Raw genomic sequence first — 15,034 nt, 5'->3', positions numbered from 1 at the left:
CATGACCACCAAACTTCGGGGAAAATCCGCCATTGTGGGAACCGGGCACGCGGGTTTCGGCGAGGCGCATGGGCTGACGGCCTATGATGTCATGGCGCAATCCGCGCTTGCGGCACTTGGCGATGCGGGGCTGAAGCTGTCCGATGTGGACGGTCTGTTCTGCACCATGATGGAAGACAGCATGCCTGCCCTTATGGCGGCCGAATATCTGGGCATTCAGCCCAGGTTCATCGACGGCACCATGACGGGCGGGTCGTCCTTCGTGAATTACCTGACCTCCGCCACAATGGCGCTGGAGGCTGGCCTGTGTGATGTGGCGCTGATTGTTTATGGCTCCAACCAGCGCACCGCGTCGGGCAGGCTGGTGACGGCCTCGCGCCCGCCCGCCTATGAGGCGCCCTATAATCCGCGATATCCGATTTCCGCCTATGCGATGGCGGCGGCACGGCACATGCATGAATTTGGCACCACCCGCGAACAGCTGGCCGATGTGGCCGTGGCCGCGCGGGCCTGGGCGCAGCACAACCCCGAGGCATTCGAGCGCGGCCCGCTCAGCCGCGCGGATGTTTTGGGCGCGCGTATGGTGGGCGATCCGTTGACTGTGCGCGATTGTTGTCTTGTCACCGATGGCGGCGGGGCGATCGTGATGGTTCGCGCCGACCGTGCCAGGGACTTCCCTAAGGCCCCGGTTTACGTTTTGGGCAGCGCGGCGGAAAGCTCGCACCGGCAAATATCGCAGATGAAGGATTTCACCGTGACCGCCGCCCGCGAGTCGGGCGCACGCGCCTTTGCCGCGGCGGGCGTGTCGCCTTCGGACATTCAGGCGGTCGAGCTTTACGATGCGTTCACCATCAATACGATCCTATTTCTGGAAGATCTCGGCTTTTGTGCCAAGGGCGAGGGCGGTGCCTTTGTCGAGGGCGGGCGCATCGCGCCGGGCGGGGTCTTGCCGGTGAATACCAATGGCGGGGGTTTGTCCTGTGTGCATCCCGGCATGTATGGCATTTTCACCGTGATCGAGGCGGCGCGGCAGATCCGTGGCGATGCGCCCGGCATTCAGTTGAGGGATGTCGACCTGGCGCTGGCCCATGGGAACGGCGGTGTGCTGTCCAGTCAGGTCACGGCAATCTTGGGTTCGCAAAACACCCTCTAAGAACAAACCAGGGAGGAAAGATCATGCCATTGGATTTCGACGCGCTATCGAACTGGGACTTCGAAGAGATCGAGCAGACACTGACCGAGCGGGATACGATCCTTTATGCGCTCGGCCTCGGGTTTGGCGAGGATCCGACCGACAGGAAAGAGTTGGCCTTTGTCTATGAAGCTGGGCTGAGGGCGGTTCCCTCAATGGCGGTCACGATGGGGTACCCGGGCTTCTGGCTGCGCGACCCCAAGACCGGCGTGAACTGGCAGAAGGTGCTGCATGGTGAACAATGGCTAGACATCTACAAGCCGCTGCCGGTGAACGGCAACATCATCGGCCGCAGCCGGATCGACTTTATTTCCGACAAGGGCGAGGGCAAAGGTGCCGTCATCTACCAGAGCCGCGACATCATCAATGCCGATAGCGGCGAAAAGCTGGCTCGCGTGGCGATGTCGGCCTTCTGCCGTGGCGATGGTGGGTTCGGTGGCGAAAACAGGCCCGGCCCGGCCCCGGCGGCCTTGCCCGACCGCGCGCCCGATCATGTCTGCGATATCGAAACACTGCCGCGCCAGGCGCTGGTTTACCGCCTTAGCGGTGACATGAACCCGCTTCATGCCGACCCGGATGTGGCGCGTTCGGTCGGGTTCGACCGCCCGATCCTGCACGGCCTTGCGACCTATGGTCTGGCGGCGCGGGCGATCCTCAAATCGCTGCTCGATTATGACGCCGCCCGGCTTGTCGGGCTGGACGTGCGGTTTTCCGCCCCGGTCTATCCCGGCGAGACCGTGCGGTTTGAGATCTGGGAAGAGGGTGGCGAGGCCCGGTTCCGCGCTTCGATCCCGGCCCGCGACGTGGTGGTTCTAAACAATGGGGCTGCGCGTTTCGCGTGAGGGAGGGAGGATGACACAGCCGCTCAAGGATATCTTGGTGCTGGATTTCAGCACCCTTCTTCCCGGCCCGATGGCCACGCTCATGTTATCCGAAGCCGGGGCCGAGGTTATCAAGTTCGAGCGCCCGGGCACGGGTGAAGACGCACGCCTGACCGCGCCAAAAATAGACGGGGAGAGCATTGGCTTCGCTGTTTTGAATCACGGCAAGCGGTCAGTGGCTATCGACCTCAAGTCAAAGGGCGCAATGAATGTTCTGCGCCCTTTGCTTGAAAAGGCCGATGTTCTGGTAGAGCAATTTCGCCCCGGAGTGATGGACCGGCTCGGTCTGGGATACGAGGCCGTGCGCGAGATCAATCCCGGTCTCATCTATTGTTCGATCACCGGCTATGGACAGACCGGCCCGAAGGCTTCGACTGCCGGGCACGATCTCAATTATGTGGGCGATTCGGGGATCCTGTCGCTGAGCCGGGGACCGGATCAGCAGCCAACCATGCCCTTCGGGTTGGTCGCTGATATCGGGGGCGGAACCTATCCGGCGGTGGTGAATATCCTGCTGGCCCTGATTGCGCGGCAGGCAAGCGGTCAGGGGACGCATCTTGATGTCGCCATGTCTGAGGGGGCGTTTGCCTTTGCCTACTGGGCCCATGCAGATGGCGTGATCGCCGGCAATGACATCGCAAGCGGCAGCAGCCGTCTGACCGGCGGCCTAGCGCGCTATCGTCTCTATACCGCGGCGGACGGCCGTCAGATCGCCGTCGGGGCGATCGAGGAAAAGTTCTGGCAGAGGTTCTGCGATGTCATCGGCCTGCCGCAGGAGCTTCGTGATGACTGGTCCGACCCCAATGCCAGTGTTGCGGAAGTGGCGCGCCGTCTGGGCGACCAGCCCTCGACCCATTGGGAGTCTTTGTTGGCCGCGGCGGACTGTTGCTGTTCCGTCGTGAAAACGCCAGCCGAAGCTGCGGCCGATCCGCATTTTATCGCACGCGGCGTATTCGCGCGGAAGCTGAACATTTCTGGTCGGGAGGTACCGGCGCTGCCGCTGCCAATTGCTCCGGAATTCCGTTGTGCGGCAACTTCGGCCGGCCGTGCTGCGGCTTTGGGGGAAGACAATACCCGCTTTGGCCAGGACTTGCGAAAAACAGAATAAATCTCGTTGACCCGCAGGTTTTCAGATTGTATTCTAACATTTGTTAGAAAAAAATGGACAGATCCAATGGCCCAACCCCATGACGACCTGCCGACAGAAGCTGCGCGCTTTGTCTTGCCCGCGCACTTTGTCGAGAGCGACAGCCTCGAAGTGCAGGGTTTCATCACATCGGCTTTGCGCGATCTTCCTGTGGACGCGACCAATCGAGATAAGGCGATCCGCCTGTTCGAAGCGGTTCGCGACGATATCCGTTACGACCCGTATTGTTTTGCGCTGGATGAAGATTCTTATCGTGCCAGCCGGATCGCCGGGGCGGAGGCAGCCTTCTGCGTCCCCAAGGCAATCCTACTTGCCGCCTGTCTGCGCGCCGTCGGTATCCCCGCCGCTTTGGGATTCGCGGACGTGCGCAACCACCTGAATACTCCCAAGCTGCAGGAGCTGATGGGGACCGATCTCTTTATCTATCACGGTTATGTTCAACTTTGGCTGGGTGGTGAATCCTATAAGGTCACACCCGCTTTCAACATAGAGCTGTGTGAAAGATTCGGGGTCAAGCCTCTGGTCTTTGACGGCTATCATGATGCTCTTTTCCACGAATTCGACGAGCAGGACCAGCGCCACATGGAATATGTGAACGACCGGGGTCTTTATGTCGATGCGCCGATGGCGGAATTCCTGACGGCCTTCAAGGAAACCTACCCGAAACTGGAAGAGTTCAACCGGGTGAGAATCTCCAAAGATTCGAGCGGGTATGATTCCGGTTTCGCAAAGGAGGGGGCCGCTTGAAATATCTTGACGATTTCGAGTCGGGCCAAGTCTTTCACTTTCGCAGCGCCCCGATGAGCGCACAGTCCATAAAGGCCTTTGCCCAGGAGTGGGACCCGCAACGGCTGCACACCGACGAAGACTATGCGACCGCGATACATGGCAGCCTGATCGCCTCGGGATTTCAGACCGTGCTTGAGGTGTTCAAACCTGTCGTGACGGAATTGATGGTCGAGGTGGCCAATATCGGCGGCATGGGCTTCGAGAATCTGCGCTGGCTGCTGCCTGTCCGCCCGGATGAACCCCTCGATATCGAAATGACTATCAACTCGGTCACGCCGTCCAAAAGCAAGCCCGATCGAGGTGTTTTGCACTATACGCTCAGCGTCAGGAACCCCAAGGGCGAGGTGGTTCTTTCAGCTGACGTCCCATTGATGATGAAGCGAAAACGAAATGACACAGGTTGATATGCAATCCAGCGAACAAGAAGAAGACCTTCGCCTGCTGCGCGAAAGCGCGCGCACGCTGTTTGACCGCGCGGGCGGAAGTGGACGGTCGCGAAAGCTCCGCGATGCCGGGGGCGAATTTGACCCGGATATGGTCCGGGAATTGGGCGAAGCCGGTGTTTTTGGCGTGGCCGTGCCCGAAGAACAGGGGGGGCTTGGCATGGGCCTGGCTGCCGGTGGCGTTATCGCCGAAGAGGTCGGCCGCGTGATCGCCCCGGAACCGGTCGTGGCGACGATTGGTCTTGGCCTAGGCCTTCTGCGCCGCCTTTGCCCGGAGCATCCGAAGCTGGAACAGCTTATCGGCGGCGAGGCATCGCTGGCGGTTGCCTGGCAGGAACGTGGTCCGGGCGGCGCTTCCGCTGATGCGACTTGCCGGTATGCGGACGGAAAGCTGACCGGCGGCAAGGCCTGGGTGGTTGGCGCGGGAGGAACGCAGGATTTCCTTGTTGTAGCCGAAGCAGATGGTGGCCCGGTTCTAGTTCTGGCCGAGGCCAGCGCGGATGGGCTTGTTACGACCAGGCGGGCGCAGGCCGATGGCAGTTCCTTGGGCGAGCTTTCCTTTTCAGGAACGCCGGCTGCGGAGCTGGCCTGCGGTGCCGCGGTTCAGGGAGCGCTGTCCGAGGCTGTGGCCGACGCAACGGCGCTTGCCGCAGCCGAGCTTGTCGGCCTGAGCCAGCGCGCCTTCGAGATTACGCTCGACTACATCAAGACGCGCGAGCAGTTCGACAAGCCGATCGGATCCTTCCAGGTCATCCAGCACCGCGCCGTCGACCTGAACGTGATGTGCGAGGTCGCGCAGGCCGCAGTGCGCGAAGTTCTGATGCGGATGGATGGCGAAACGGACGCAAGTATCCGCGCACGTCTGGCCAGCCGGGCCAAGGCACGGGCGGTCACGGCCGCCAGGAAAGTCACCCGCGACGCCATCCAGCTGCACGGCGCGGTCGGCTACACCGATGAATTCGATATCGGGCTTTATCTGAACCGGGCGCTGGTGCTGTCGGCCTGGCTGGGCGACGACGCCTATCACCGTCGGATCTGGTTTGACGCGCGCGAAGAAGAGGGGGCCGCACAATGACCGACTGGAACGCAATGAGCGATGCGGAATTCCGCAAAGAGGTGCGCGGGTTCCTCGAGGCCGAGTACCCCGAAGAGCTGCGCCATCTGCCGCACCGCCCCAAGTTCGCCGAGATTGAACATTGGCATCGCAAGCTGCACACCAAGGGATGGGTTGCGCCGGCCTGGCCCGCGGAATACGGCGGTATGGGGCTGAATGCCGCCAAGCTGCTGATCTTCTACGAAGAGCAGCAGCGCTGGGGTGTCAATCGTGGTCGAGACATGGGTGTGCAGATGGTCGGCCCCCTGATCATCAAGTTCGGCACTCAGAAACAAAAAAACTATTGGCTGCCGCGAATCCTCAGTTGCGAAGACATCTGGTGCCAGGGGTATTCGGAACCCGGTGCCGGGTCCGATCTGGCCAACCTGCGCACACGCGCAGAGATTGACGGCGACGACTTTGTCATAAACGGACAGAAGATCTGGACCACGATGGCGCATGACGCCACGCACATCTTCATGCTGGTCCGCACCGATCCGGACGCGCCCAAAAAACAACAGGGAATCAGCTTTGTCCTTGCGCCGATGGATCAACCCGGTGTCGAGGTGCGCACGATCACCACGCTTTCGGGGGAAACGGAATTTTGCGAGGTTTTCTTCGACAATGCCCGTACACCCCGCGAAAACCTCGTGGGCGAGTTGAACAAGGGCTGGACCATGGCCAAGGCGCTCCTGAGCTTCGAGCGCATCTTCATCGGCTCGCCCAGCCTGGCCCAGAACGCGTTGGGGCAGCTTGAGAGCTTCGCACGGGGCCGTGGCGCTTTTGACGATCCAGTGTTCCGCGACCGCTTTGCGCAAGCCGCGCTTGATGTCGAGGATCACGCGGCGCTTTACTCCCGTTTCGCCGACCAACTGAAGCGCGGCGAAACGCTGGGCGCCGATGTCTCGATGCTCAAGATCTGGGTGACCGAGTGCTTTCAGCGCATCACCGAGCTGATGATCGAGGCAGCCGGACCCGATGGCGGCACCGTCGGCCCGCTTCAGGTCGGCAATGTAAGCGTCGATGTCCTTGCGAGTTTCTACAAGGCCAGACCGACGACGATCTATGGAGGGTCGAACGAGATCCAGCGAAACATCCTGTCCAAGGCCGTTCTCGGATTGCCTGACTGAACCTAATACCCTGAGGAGGAAAAGAACCATGTCCGATCGTTACGCAAAATATCACAAGATGAAATTCGACTACCCGGCTGATCGCGTCCTGCGCATCACGTTCGACCGCCCTGAGACCTTCAATTCCGTAGATGCGGAAACCCACACTCAGATGACAGATATGTGGATCGATATCGATCGTGACCCCGACATCAATGCGGTCATAGTCACCGGCGCGGGCAAGGCATTCTCGGCCGGCGGCGATTTCAGCCTGATCGAAAACATGATCGGCAATTCGTACGAGATCATGAAGACGTGGAAAGAGGCCAAAGACCTCGTCTACAACATCATCAACTGTAACAAGCCGATTATTTCCGCCATCAACGGCCCTGCCGCCGGTGCCGGCCTTGTGGTGGCCATCCTAGCCGACATCTCGATCGCCGGTAAGAAGGCCAAGATCGTCGATGGTCACCCGCGTCTGGGCGTTGCCGCTGGCGATGTCGCGGCAATCATCTGGCCATTGCTGACCTCGATGGCCAAGGCGAAATACTATTTGATGACTTGTAAGCCGGTTTCGGGCGAAGAGGCCGAGCGCATCGGCCTAGTGTCAATGTGCGTCGAAGATGACGAGTTGCAGCAAATCGCTTTGGATACGGCCGTCGAGCTCGCCAACGGCTCGCAAAGCGCGATCCGCTGGACCAAATATTCGCTGAACAACTGGCTGCGCCAGGCTGGCCCGATCTTCGATGCCTCGACTGCGCTTGAAATGCTCGGGTTCATGGGCGAAGACGTCAAGGAAGGGGTACTGTCGCATCGCGAGAAGCGCGCGCCGAACTTCCGCAAGGACTGCCCGCTTTAAGCCACGACTGAACAGGGAGGCATGATCATGTCTGAAGACATCTATAAGGACATAGCTCAAGCCTATGCCGCCGCAGCCGAAAGGGCATCTGGGCTGAAATCACGATTTGCGGCTGCCGGATTCGATCCGGCGGCCGTCAGGTCCTTGGCAGATCTGTCACGGCTGCCGGTGATGAAGAAGGAAGAGCTTCTCAAGCTCCAGCGCGCCAATCCGCCCTTCGGCGGGTTTCTCGCTGCCGATCTAAAGGATGTCGGCCGGATCTACGTGTCGCCCGGCCCGATCTTCGAGCCGTCGCTTTCGGGCGGCGGTGGCCACGGCTTGGACCTTCTATTCAGATCGGCCAGCGTGGGTGCGGGCGACATCATTCTGAACACCTGGATGTATCACCTCGTGCCGGCGGGGCTTTTGTTCGACGAAGCGGCACAGGCCGCCGGGGCCACCGTAATTCCCAGCGGCGTCGGCAATACCGAGCTTCAGGCGCAGATCATCGTCGAAACCGGCGTCACTTCGATCTGCGCATCCACCGCGTTTTTCCTGACGCTGGCGGACAAGGTGATCGAAACCTATGGCCGCGACGCTTGGAAGGTGAAAACGGCCTTCCTCGGTGGTGAGATGGGCGACTGGATGGCCAAGCGCCGCCGGATCGAGGCAGACTATGGCGTGTCGACCTGGGCTGCCTATGCCACTGCGGATTTGGGCCTTGTCGGCTATGAGGATGGCGGCGACGGCTATGTGGTTCATCCCGACCGCGTGGTGCAAATCTGCGATCCGATCAGTGGAGAACAGGTCGCTCACGGGGAACCGGGTGAGGTTGTTGTGACCGCGCGCGATGCCACCTGGCCGATGATTCGGTTTGGCACCGGAGACAGCGCCTTTGCGCTGGGGAGCAACGCGGATGGCACCGTCAGCCGAATTTCTGCACTGCAGGGCCGAGTCGGCGCAGCGGTCAAAGTGCGCGAGATTTTCGTTTATCCGCGCGTGATCGAAGAAGTTGTCATCGGTACGCCGGGCGCAAAGGCCGCGCAGGCCGTGGTAACGCGCGAGAACGATCGCGACATGATCCGCATCTCGCTTGTGCTGGAAGACGGTGCCGATGCCTCGGCCGCAATCATCGCCGCTGCCGAGGCCTTCAAGTCGCATTCCAGGATCCGCGCCGACGCGGTGAGCGTGGTGCCGGAGTTGCCGGAGAATGCCGATCTGATCGTCAACGACAAGGACGGATGAGGCGCGGACCCGGACCGCGCTGATTTTCCGGGCAGATCGCAAGGCGGCCGACCAAATCCGGCTGATATGACTGTCTTGACCGAAACGGGTTTGCGCAAAGTTGCCGGCGCTCAGCTGCAGAGCGCGTCCTTCGCGGCACGGGATTCCCGGTCGATGTAGTCCGCCGTTGTCGTCACCGCGTGAACCGCTCCGATGCCCTGACCGCAGCCCCAAATGTCGCGCCATGCCTTCGGGCGGACGTCGCCGGTGGAGAGGTTTAGCTTGTTGCCTTCGCCGGTCAGGTTTTCCGGATCCAGGCCTACTGACCGGATCGAAGGTTTGAGGTAATTGGCATTCACCCCGGTGAAATGGCTGGTGTAGAGAATGTCCTCGGCCGCGCTGTCCACGATCATCTGCTTGTAGCTTTCGGCGGCGACAGCTTCGGTCGTGGCGATGAAGAGCGAACCGATATAGCCAAAATCCGCGCCCATGGCGGCTTCGGTTTCGCACAGGAGTACCACGTCGAGCGGTATTTCCGCGAAAGCGTGCTGAACTTCATCGCCCCAGTCAGCGAGGAACTGATCCTCTCTCACGTGGCCGAGAAAGCGCTGGGGATGCCCAAGTCCTACTGACCGGCAATCGCCGCACCAACGCCGCCGCGGCCTCGGTCGGCGCAATCGCATGTATGTGCGATCTGGCGGCCTCGGCCGAGCAAGTCGATGACGGTAGAGACGGACATCGGCGAAATGGGTTTCATCGACATGATCTAGTTCACCGCTACGGGAAAAAACCCAATTCAAGCACCCGCGCGATAACCAACGCGATCATCCGTACGGCCTCACCCCCTTTGCCATCGCCTCGCGGATGACCATTCTCGGTGTGCCGAATAACTTCGGGGTGCAGTGGCGGCAGGTCTTATGGGTGCGGGGGGGCACTGCTTGGGCACCATGCCGAATGCCGCCTCCTTCATCTGCGACGAAATAGGCGGCCCGACAGACGACGCGGCCACTGACGCCCGCGCATGAGGTGGTGAGTGCATATCGCGCCGCAGGACGCACCGTACCGGACATGCCCGTCCTCCGCGGGATCTCCGGCGAGAACGGGTTCGTCGGCCGACACTGGCGGTTCATGACGGTCGTCGAGTCCGCCACGCGTACGGAGTTCGCCCGTTTTTCCATGTTCCATAGCTCATCTCCTTTGTTGATAAGCGTTCACAGAAGAGCACTGGCCGTTCAGCTTGATGGCTTTAAGCTCCACGGCAGTAGGTGACCTGCCACAGAACTTTCATCCAGCCGCGATTTGAGCCCGGTTAGTGATACGCCGACTGGCGCTGCTGGAGCTACTGACAGATGCGCGGAACTTTAGAATGGTGCAGCGCAGCTTTCGGTTGCGATGCCCAAGTCCTCGGCGAACGCCTTGGGCGTCTGGTAGCCGAGGCCCGAATGCGGCTTCCTCGTTGTACAACTGAACACTAGAACACCCACGTTATCGATTGGCGCGAGGTTCTTCTATCGATGACGTCCATGGTCTGGCCGGTCGGTTTATCTCCATAAAGTGATCGACAAACCTGGTGTGGCGATGTTTCGATGCAATCTCACTGGCGGCCGGGCGGACCGGTCTCTGGAAGTCCAGTCTGGATGTTTGACCGGGTAGCATCTGCCGACTGTCGCGGTATCGATGATCAGGATGCCCTGACGGTGCTTGCAGAGTTGGTCCGCGATGCTGGCCGTAGCTTATTCGACAAATTCGCTTCCTCTTGGCCCCTCCGCTCGGGTCGAGGCAAGGTTTGGATCGACCTGCTTAACGCCATTGGGCCGGAACGATCACGCCGTGGCTGCACCGCGTGTGCCGTACCGGCCCGGGCGCATTTCAGAACGCGTTCAACCCGGTCAGGTTGCGCCCGATGACCAGCTTCTGGATTTCGGTGGTGCCGTCCGGGATCGGCATGACCTTGGCATTGCGGAAGTGCCGTTCGACGGGAAACTCTTTGGTGATACCATTGCCGCCGTGAATCTGCACGGCCTTGCCGGCGATTTCGACTGCCATTTCAGTCGCATACCATTTCGCCATCGAGGTCTGCGTGTCGCAGCGCACGCCCAGTTCCAGAAGTTGCAGCCCACGCTGGCACAACAGGCGCGCAGCATCCAGATGCGTGGCCATGTCGGCTAGGTAGCCCTGGATCAACTGGTGCCCGCCGATCGGCTTGCCGTGCTGCTCGCGCTCTTTCGAATAAGAGACTGCGCACTCCAGCGCCGCTTGTGCAATACCGACGCTTGTCAGCCCCACAAAGACCCGCGCGCTCTCAAAAAGCTTCAATGTCTGGAACAGGCCCCCGCCTGCATTTCCCAGAACATGTTCGGCGCTGGTTTCCGCACGGTCAAAGAACAATTCGCAGGTCGAGGCGCCGACAAGCCCCATCTTGCGCAGCTCGCGGCTTTCATAACCGCCCTTGTCGCGATCCACGATAACCATCGAAATGCCACCGTCCAAATTGCAGACAACGATGGCGAAATCCGATTGCGCACCGTTGGAAATCCACAGCTTCTGTCCGCTGACAAAAATCCTGTCGCCGTGGCGCTCCGCGCGGGTCTTGACCTCACGCACGTTCGAGCCGACGGAGGGTTCGGAAATGCAAGTGGCGCAAATGCGCTCACTGCGCAGGAGCGGTTTGAGATAAGCCTCTTTCTGCGCCGCGTCGCCCATCAGGTTGAGCGCGAATGCGGCATGACCCTGAATCAGAACGGCGATCGCCAGATCGGCCCAAACCCGCGCCAGTTCCTCGTAGAGGATACCATAGGTCAAGCGGTCGATCCCCGCGCCACCGTCCTCTTCGGGAAGCAAGCCGCTGATGAGCCCGAATTCCTCGACCTTGGTGAACAAGCCCTTGAGGGTTTCCGCATCCGGAGGATGGCCCAGATCTTCGTATTTTTCCACTAGCGGAGCGAATTCCGCATTGGCCATCTTGCGGAAGTTTTCCAGCAACATGCGCTGGTCGTCGGTATAAATCGCCTGTGCGGCAGCAATCACATTTTCCATTTTCTTTTCCTTGTTTCAGCGGCCCAGAATGGTGACGCAGGCGGCGGCTTCCTCGACGCCGTGCAAGCCGCCGCCATTTTCGGCGATGGCGTTCTGTGCGCCGTCAACCTGGCGTGCGCCAGCCTCGCCGCGTAGTTGCGTGACCAGTTCGAATATCTGGCCAATCCCGGTGGCACCCACCGGGTGGCCCTTGGATTCCAGCCCGCCCGAGGTGTTCACCGGGATGCGCCCGCCGATCGTTGTCTCGCCGCGGAGGCTGGCCGGGCCACCTTCGCCGAACGGGACAAAGCCCAGGTTCTCTATCTGGATGACCTCGCCCACGGCGGTTGCGTCGTGCACTTCGGCGAGGGACATGTCATCGGGGCCAAGCCCGGCTTGTTCATAGGCTTGCAGGGCGGTAAGGCGGGTCAGGTGGTTTTCGTGATCCTCGGGCGCGCGGTCGGTGCCCGAGCGCAGGACCGCTGCCTTGACCCTGATCGCGCGGGTCCGGTCGATGCCCAGCCGTTTGAGGCCCTCGCCCGTACAAAGCACCGCCGCCGCCGCTCCGTCGGAAATCGGGGCGCACATGGGAAGGGTCAGCGGGTAGGTGATGGGCGGCGCGGCGAGCACCTGATCAATGCTCATGCTGTCGCGATATTGCGCCAGCGGATTATGTACCGAGTGCCCGTGGTTCTTGGCGGACACGGCCGCGAAGTGTTCCTGTGTCGTGCCAAAGGTTTTCATGTGCAGCCGCGCGAAGCCGGCATAGACATCCATGAACACGCTATATGGCTTGGACGATTTCGAGCCTTCGGGTTCCTCCACCCCGGCACCCAGATCGGCCAGGCGCTGCGCGACCGCTTCGCCATTGCTCACGTCCCAGCCGCTGTCGAAGGCCGAGAACATCAGCGCGCGATCATCGGAATACATCTTTTCCGCACCCACGGCGAGGCAGCAATCGCCGTTGCCGGCCTTGAGAAAATCGACCGCCAGCTTGAAACCAGTCGCGCCGCTGGCGCAGGCGTTCTCGACATTCACCACTGGAACGCCCTGAATGCCGATCTCGCGCAGCGCTATCTCTCCGCGGATCATGTGTTGGCCCTCCATGTGGCCCTGCACGGCGTTCGAGAAAAACGCGCCTTCGATGCGCTTTGCCGAGAGTCCGGCATCGGCAAGAGCGCCGGTGACGGCCTCGCGGGTCATGTCCTTGATGGACTTGTCCCGAAACTTTCCGAACGGCGTCATGCCGACGCCGATGACATATATGTCCTGCATCATTCGTCCTCCTGTATCAGTATCCGCGAAACCGAGGCTTGCGCTTCTCATTGAACGCCGCCAGCCCTTCGTGCATGTCCCAGGATCGCATATGAGCGCGCAGATTTAGCATCTCTTCGGCGAGCGCGGCAGGCTCGTCTACGTTCAGCGACCGGTTGGCGACCGACTTCATGCGGCGCAGCACGGCCGGGCTCTTGTCGGACAGCTTGTCGGCAAAGGCCTGCACCGTCTCGCGAAGCTGGGCGTCCGCAACCACCTTGTTGACCAATCCCCACTCCATCATCTCCCGCGCCGAGACATTTTCGCCCGAGAAGAGCAGGTACTTCGCGCGGTTCAGTCCGACCCGGCGCGGCAGGATCGCCGCGCCGCCCGCACCGGGAAAGACACCGAAATTGGAATGGGCATCGCCCATCTGCGCGCTTTCGGCGGCAAAGACCAGATCGCAGGACATCACCATTTCCAGCCCGCCCGCCATGGCCAGCCCGTTGACGGCGGCGATCACAGGCTTGGGGCCATGGCGTATCAGCCCGAACGTGTGCTCGACCAGGTCGAGCAGGTCGGGCTCTCCGGGTTCGTGACTTGCGCTGGCCACTTCCTTGAGATCGGCCCCCGCGCAGAACGCGCGGCCCGAGCCGGTCAGGACAATGGCGCGAACGGCGTCGTCGGCAATCGCGGCTTCAAGCGCATTTGTCATATCGCGCAGCATCTGCATCGACATGGCGTTCAACTGCTCGGTGCGCTGGAAGGCAATCCATTCGGTTCTGGCCACACGTTCGACGGTAAGGGTGCTGGGTGTTTCAGTCATTGTAACCCTCGGAATAAAAACAACATTTGCTGAGTTGGGCTTGCCTTTTAGCGCGGATTGCGTTGCACTGAGCTGGATACGCGCGCGGAAGAAACAAGACCTGGAGCCTGATATGAGCACTGCACCACTGGCCGGATTGAAAATCCTCAGCCTCGCGGAACAATTCCCCGGACCCTACGCGACGATGCTTCTGTCGGATATGGGTGCCGAGGTGATCATGGTCGAACGGCCCGGCGTCGGCGATCCCGCGCGGCAGTTTCCGCCGCTTTTTCGGGCGCTCAACCGGGGCAAGCGCAGCGTGGCGCTCGATCTGAAATCCGCGGAGGGGATCGCGCGGTTTCGTGAGATGGTCAGCAAATCCGATGTCATCGTCGAAGGCTTTCGCCCCGGCAAGCTGGCAGCACTTGGCGCCGGGTTCGAGGACATGCGCAAGATCAATCCGCGGCTGGTCTATGTGTCGATCTCGGGATACGGGCAAGACGGCCCCTATCGCGACAGGGCGGGGCATGACCTCAGCTATGAAGGCGTCGGTGGTCTTCTGGCCGATCAGGCCGAGGCCGGGCAACCGGGGCCGGTGCCGACCCTGCCGCTTGCGGATATCGGCGCCGCGCTGTTTGCGGCGATCGCGATCCTCTCGGCTGTGGTATCCAGCCAGCGGACGGGGCAGGGCCGTTACGTCGATGTCTCGATGTCGGATGCGGTGGTCTCGATGCTCACGGCCTTCCTTGTGCCCGCGGCCAATGGCACGCCGCTGGGCGAGTTCATCTCTGAGCCGGGCTATGGCGTGTTCACCTGCAAGGACGGCAAACTGCTGACGCTGTCCATCGCGCATGAGGACTGGTTCTGGCATCCGTTCTGCGAGGCGATCGACAAACCGGACCTCGCCGGGATGAAAAGCCGCGACCGTGTCACGCGCAAGGACGAGTTGCGGGAGGAGATTGCGGCGGTTCTTGTCGGCAAGACGCGCGCGGACTGGGGCGGTCTCTTTGACAAGGCCGGCGTACCCTGGGGCCCTGTCAATTCGCTGGCCGAGGCCATGAACGATCCGCATGTGCGCGCCCGCCGGTTGCTGCGCACCATCGCGCACGATGGCGGCAAGACAGAGACTTTTCTGGTCCAACCCCTGAAATTCGACGGTTTCGAAACCGAGATTTCGGGGCTGCCGCCGGAGATCGGCGCCGATAATAAACGCTTGTTCGAGGGCGGCCCCAATTGATTGCGAC

At 61.2% G+C, this 15,034-nt stretch carries 14 protein-coding genes; 10 read left to right on the top strand and 4 right to left on the bottom strand.

Going from position 1 to position 15,034, the window contains the following annotated elements; all coding sequences use genetic code 11:
* Nucleotide 1: 1 nt before the first annotated feature.
* From D4754_RS18355 to D4754_RS18315, 9 genes are all read left to right on the top strand, one after another.
* Nucleotides 2-1,153 carry a thiolase gene (locus tag D4754_RS18355; protein ID WP_047998063.1) on the top strand — a complete coding sequence of 384 codons (1,152 nt, stop codon included), beginning with the start codon at nucleotides 2-4 and terminating at the stop codon, nucleotides 1,151-1,153.
* A gap of 23 nt (nucleotides 1,154-1,176) precedes the next feature.
* Nucleotides 1,177-2,034 carry a MaoC/PaaZ C-terminal domain-containing protein gene (locus tag D4754_RS18350; RefSeq protein ID WP_197089319.1) on the top strand — a complete coding sequence of 286 codons (858 nt, stop codon included), beginning with the start codon at nucleotides 1,177-1,179 and terminating at the stop codon, nucleotides 2,032-2,034.
* A gap of 10 nt (nucleotides 2,035-2,044) precedes the next feature.
* Nucleotides 2,045-3,181, top strand: a complete 1,137-nt coding sequence (locus D4754_RS18345; RefSeq protein WP_047998062.1) for a CaiB/BaiF CoA transferase family protein — start codon at nucleotides 2,045-2,047, stop codon at nucleotides 3,179-3,181.
* A gap of 66 nt (nucleotides 3,182-3,247) precedes the next feature.
* Complete coding sequence (locus D4754_RS18340; RefSeq protein WP_047998061.1) at nucleotides 3,248-3,967, top strand: transglutaminase-like domain-containing protein; 720 nt, start codon at nucleotides 3,248-3,250, stop codon at nucleotides 3,965-3,967.
* Complete coding sequence (locus D4754_RS18335) at nucleotides 3,964-4,413, top strand: MaoC/PaaZ C-terminal domain-containing protein (RefSeq protein WP_047998060.1); 450 nt, start codon at nucleotides 3,964-3,966, stop codon at nucleotides 4,411-4,413. Before D4754_RS18340 ends, D4754_RS18335 begins: the two co-directional genes overlap by 4 nt.
* Nucleotides 4,400-5,527, top strand: a complete 1,128-nt coding sequence (locus D4754_RS18330; RefSeq protein ID WP_047998059.1) for an acyl-CoA dehydrogenase family protein — start codon at nucleotides 4,400-4,402, stop codon at nucleotides 5,525-5,527. Before D4754_RS18335 ends, D4754_RS18330 begins: the two co-directional genes overlap by 14 nt.
* On the top strand, nucleotides 5,524-6,675 hold the full coding sequence (locus D4754_RS18325) for an acyl-CoA dehydrogenase family protein (protein ID WP_047998058.1): 1,152 nt from the start codon (nucleotides 5,524-5,526) through the stop codon (nucleotides 6,673-6,675). Before D4754_RS18330 ends, D4754_RS18325 begins: the two co-directional genes overlap by 4 nt.
* 28 nt (nucleotides 6,676-6,703) lie before the next feature.
* Entirely contained in the window at nucleotides 6,704-7,513 is an 810-nt protein-coding gene (locus D4754_RS18320; RefSeq protein ID WP_047998057.1) for an enoyl-CoA hydratase/isomerase family protein, read from the top strand.
* Nucleotides 7,514-7,858: 345 nt separating this feature from the next.
* Entirely contained in the window at nucleotides 7,859-8,737 is an 879-nt protein-coding gene (locus tag D4754_RS18315; protein WP_240453940.1) for a phenylacetate--CoA ligase family protein, read from the top strand.
* A 110-nt stretch (nucleotides 8,738-8,847) separates the two neighbouring features.
* Here the strand turns inward: D4754_RS18315 and D4754_RS24620 are convergent, their stop codons facing one another.
* The 4 genes from D4754_RS24620 to D4754_RS18285 all read right to left on the bottom strand — a co-directional run bounded on the left by D4754_RS24620 (nucleotide 8,848) and on the right by D4754_RS18285 (nucleotide 13,811).
* Entirely contained in the window at nucleotides 8,848-9,309 is a 462-nt protein-coding gene (locus D4754_RS24620) for an NAD(P)H-dependent flavin oxidoreductase (protein WP_331284233.1), read from the bottom strand.
* A gap of 1,276 nt (nucleotides 9,310-10,585) precedes the next feature.
* Nucleotides 10,586-11,752 (bottom strand): acyl-CoA dehydrogenase family protein, encoded by a 1,167-nt coding sequence (locus D4754_RS18295; RefSeq protein WP_047998054.1) that lies wholly within the window; start codon nucleotides 11,750-11,752, stop codon nucleotides 10,586-10,588.
* 15 nt (nucleotides 11,753-11,767) lie between these two features.
* Complete coding sequence (locus D4754_RS18290; protein WP_047998143.1) at nucleotides 11,768-13,006, bottom strand: thiolase family protein; 1,239 nt, start codon at nucleotides 13,004-13,006, stop codon at nucleotides 11,768-11,770.
* A gap of 16 nt (nucleotides 13,007-13,022) precedes the next feature.
* Nucleotides 13,023-13,811, bottom strand: a complete 789-nt coding sequence (locus D4754_RS18285) for an enoyl-CoA hydratase/isomerase family protein (protein ID WP_053079188.1) — start codon at nucleotides 13,809-13,811, stop codon at nucleotides 13,023-13,025.
* A 112-nt stretch (nucleotides 13,812-13,923) separates the two neighbouring features.
* Between D4754_RS18285 and D4754_RS18280 the strand changes: the two genes are divergently transcribed.
* Nucleotides 13,924-15,027 (top strand): CaiB/BaiF CoA transferase family protein, encoded by a 1,104-nt coding sequence (locus D4754_RS18280; protein WP_047998053.1) that lies wholly within the window; start codon nucleotides 13,924-13,926, stop codon nucleotides 15,025-15,027.
* Nucleotides 15,028-15,034: the final 7 nt, after the last annotated feature.

Origin of the sequence: Chachezhania antarctica, from assembly GCF_003646465.1 — a bacterium.
GTDB lineage: Bacteria > Pseudomonadota > Alphaproteobacteria > Rhodobacterales > Rhodobacteraceae > Chachezhania > Chachezhania antarctica.
Note: the sequence above shows the minus strand (reverse complement) of the source record. Positions and strands in the feature narration are given on the sequence as shown.

Coding starts and splice junctions, on each gene's coding strand:
- D4754_RS18355 (WP_047998063.1), top strand. CDS start 2: ATGACCACCAAACTTCGGGGAAAATCCGCCATTGTGGGAACCGGGCAC.
- D4754_RS18350 (WP_197089319.1), top strand. CDS start 1,177: ATGCCATTGGATTTCGACGCGCTATCGAACTGGGACTTCGAAGAGATC.
- D4754_RS18345 (WP_047998062.1), top strand. CDS start 2,045: ATGACACAGCCGCTCAAGGATATCTTGGTGCTGGATTTCAGCACCCTT.
- D4754_RS18340 (WP_047998061.1), top strand. CDS start 3,248: ATGGCCCAACCCCATGACGACCTGCCGACAGAAGCTGCGCGCTTTGTC.
- D4754_RS18330 (WP_047998059.1), top strand. CDS start 4,400: ATGACACAGGTTGATATGCAATCCAGCGAACAAGAAGAAGACCTTCGC.
- D4754_RS18325 (WP_047998058.1), top strand. CDS start 5,524: ATGACCGACTGGAACGCAATGAGCGATGCGGAATTCCGCAAAGAGGTG.
- D4754_RS18320 (WP_047998057.1), top strand. CDS start 6,704: ATGTCCGATCGTTACGCAAAATATCACAAGATGAAATTCGACTACCCG.
- D4754_RS18295 (WP_047998054.1), bottom strand. CDS start 11,752: ATGGAAAATGTGATTGCTGCCGCACAGGCGATTTATACCGACGACCAG.
- D4754_RS18290 (WP_047998143.1), bottom strand. CDS start 13,006: ATGCAGGACATATATGTCATCGGCGTCGGCATGACGCCGTTCGGAAAG.
- D4754_RS18285 (WP_053079188.1), bottom strand. CDS start 13,811: ATGACTGAAACACCCAGCACCCTTACCGTCGAACGTGTGGCCAGAACC.
- D4754_RS18280 (WP_047998053.1), top strand. CDS start 13,924: ATGAGCACTGCACCACTGGCCGGATTGAAAATCCTCAGCCTCGCGGAA.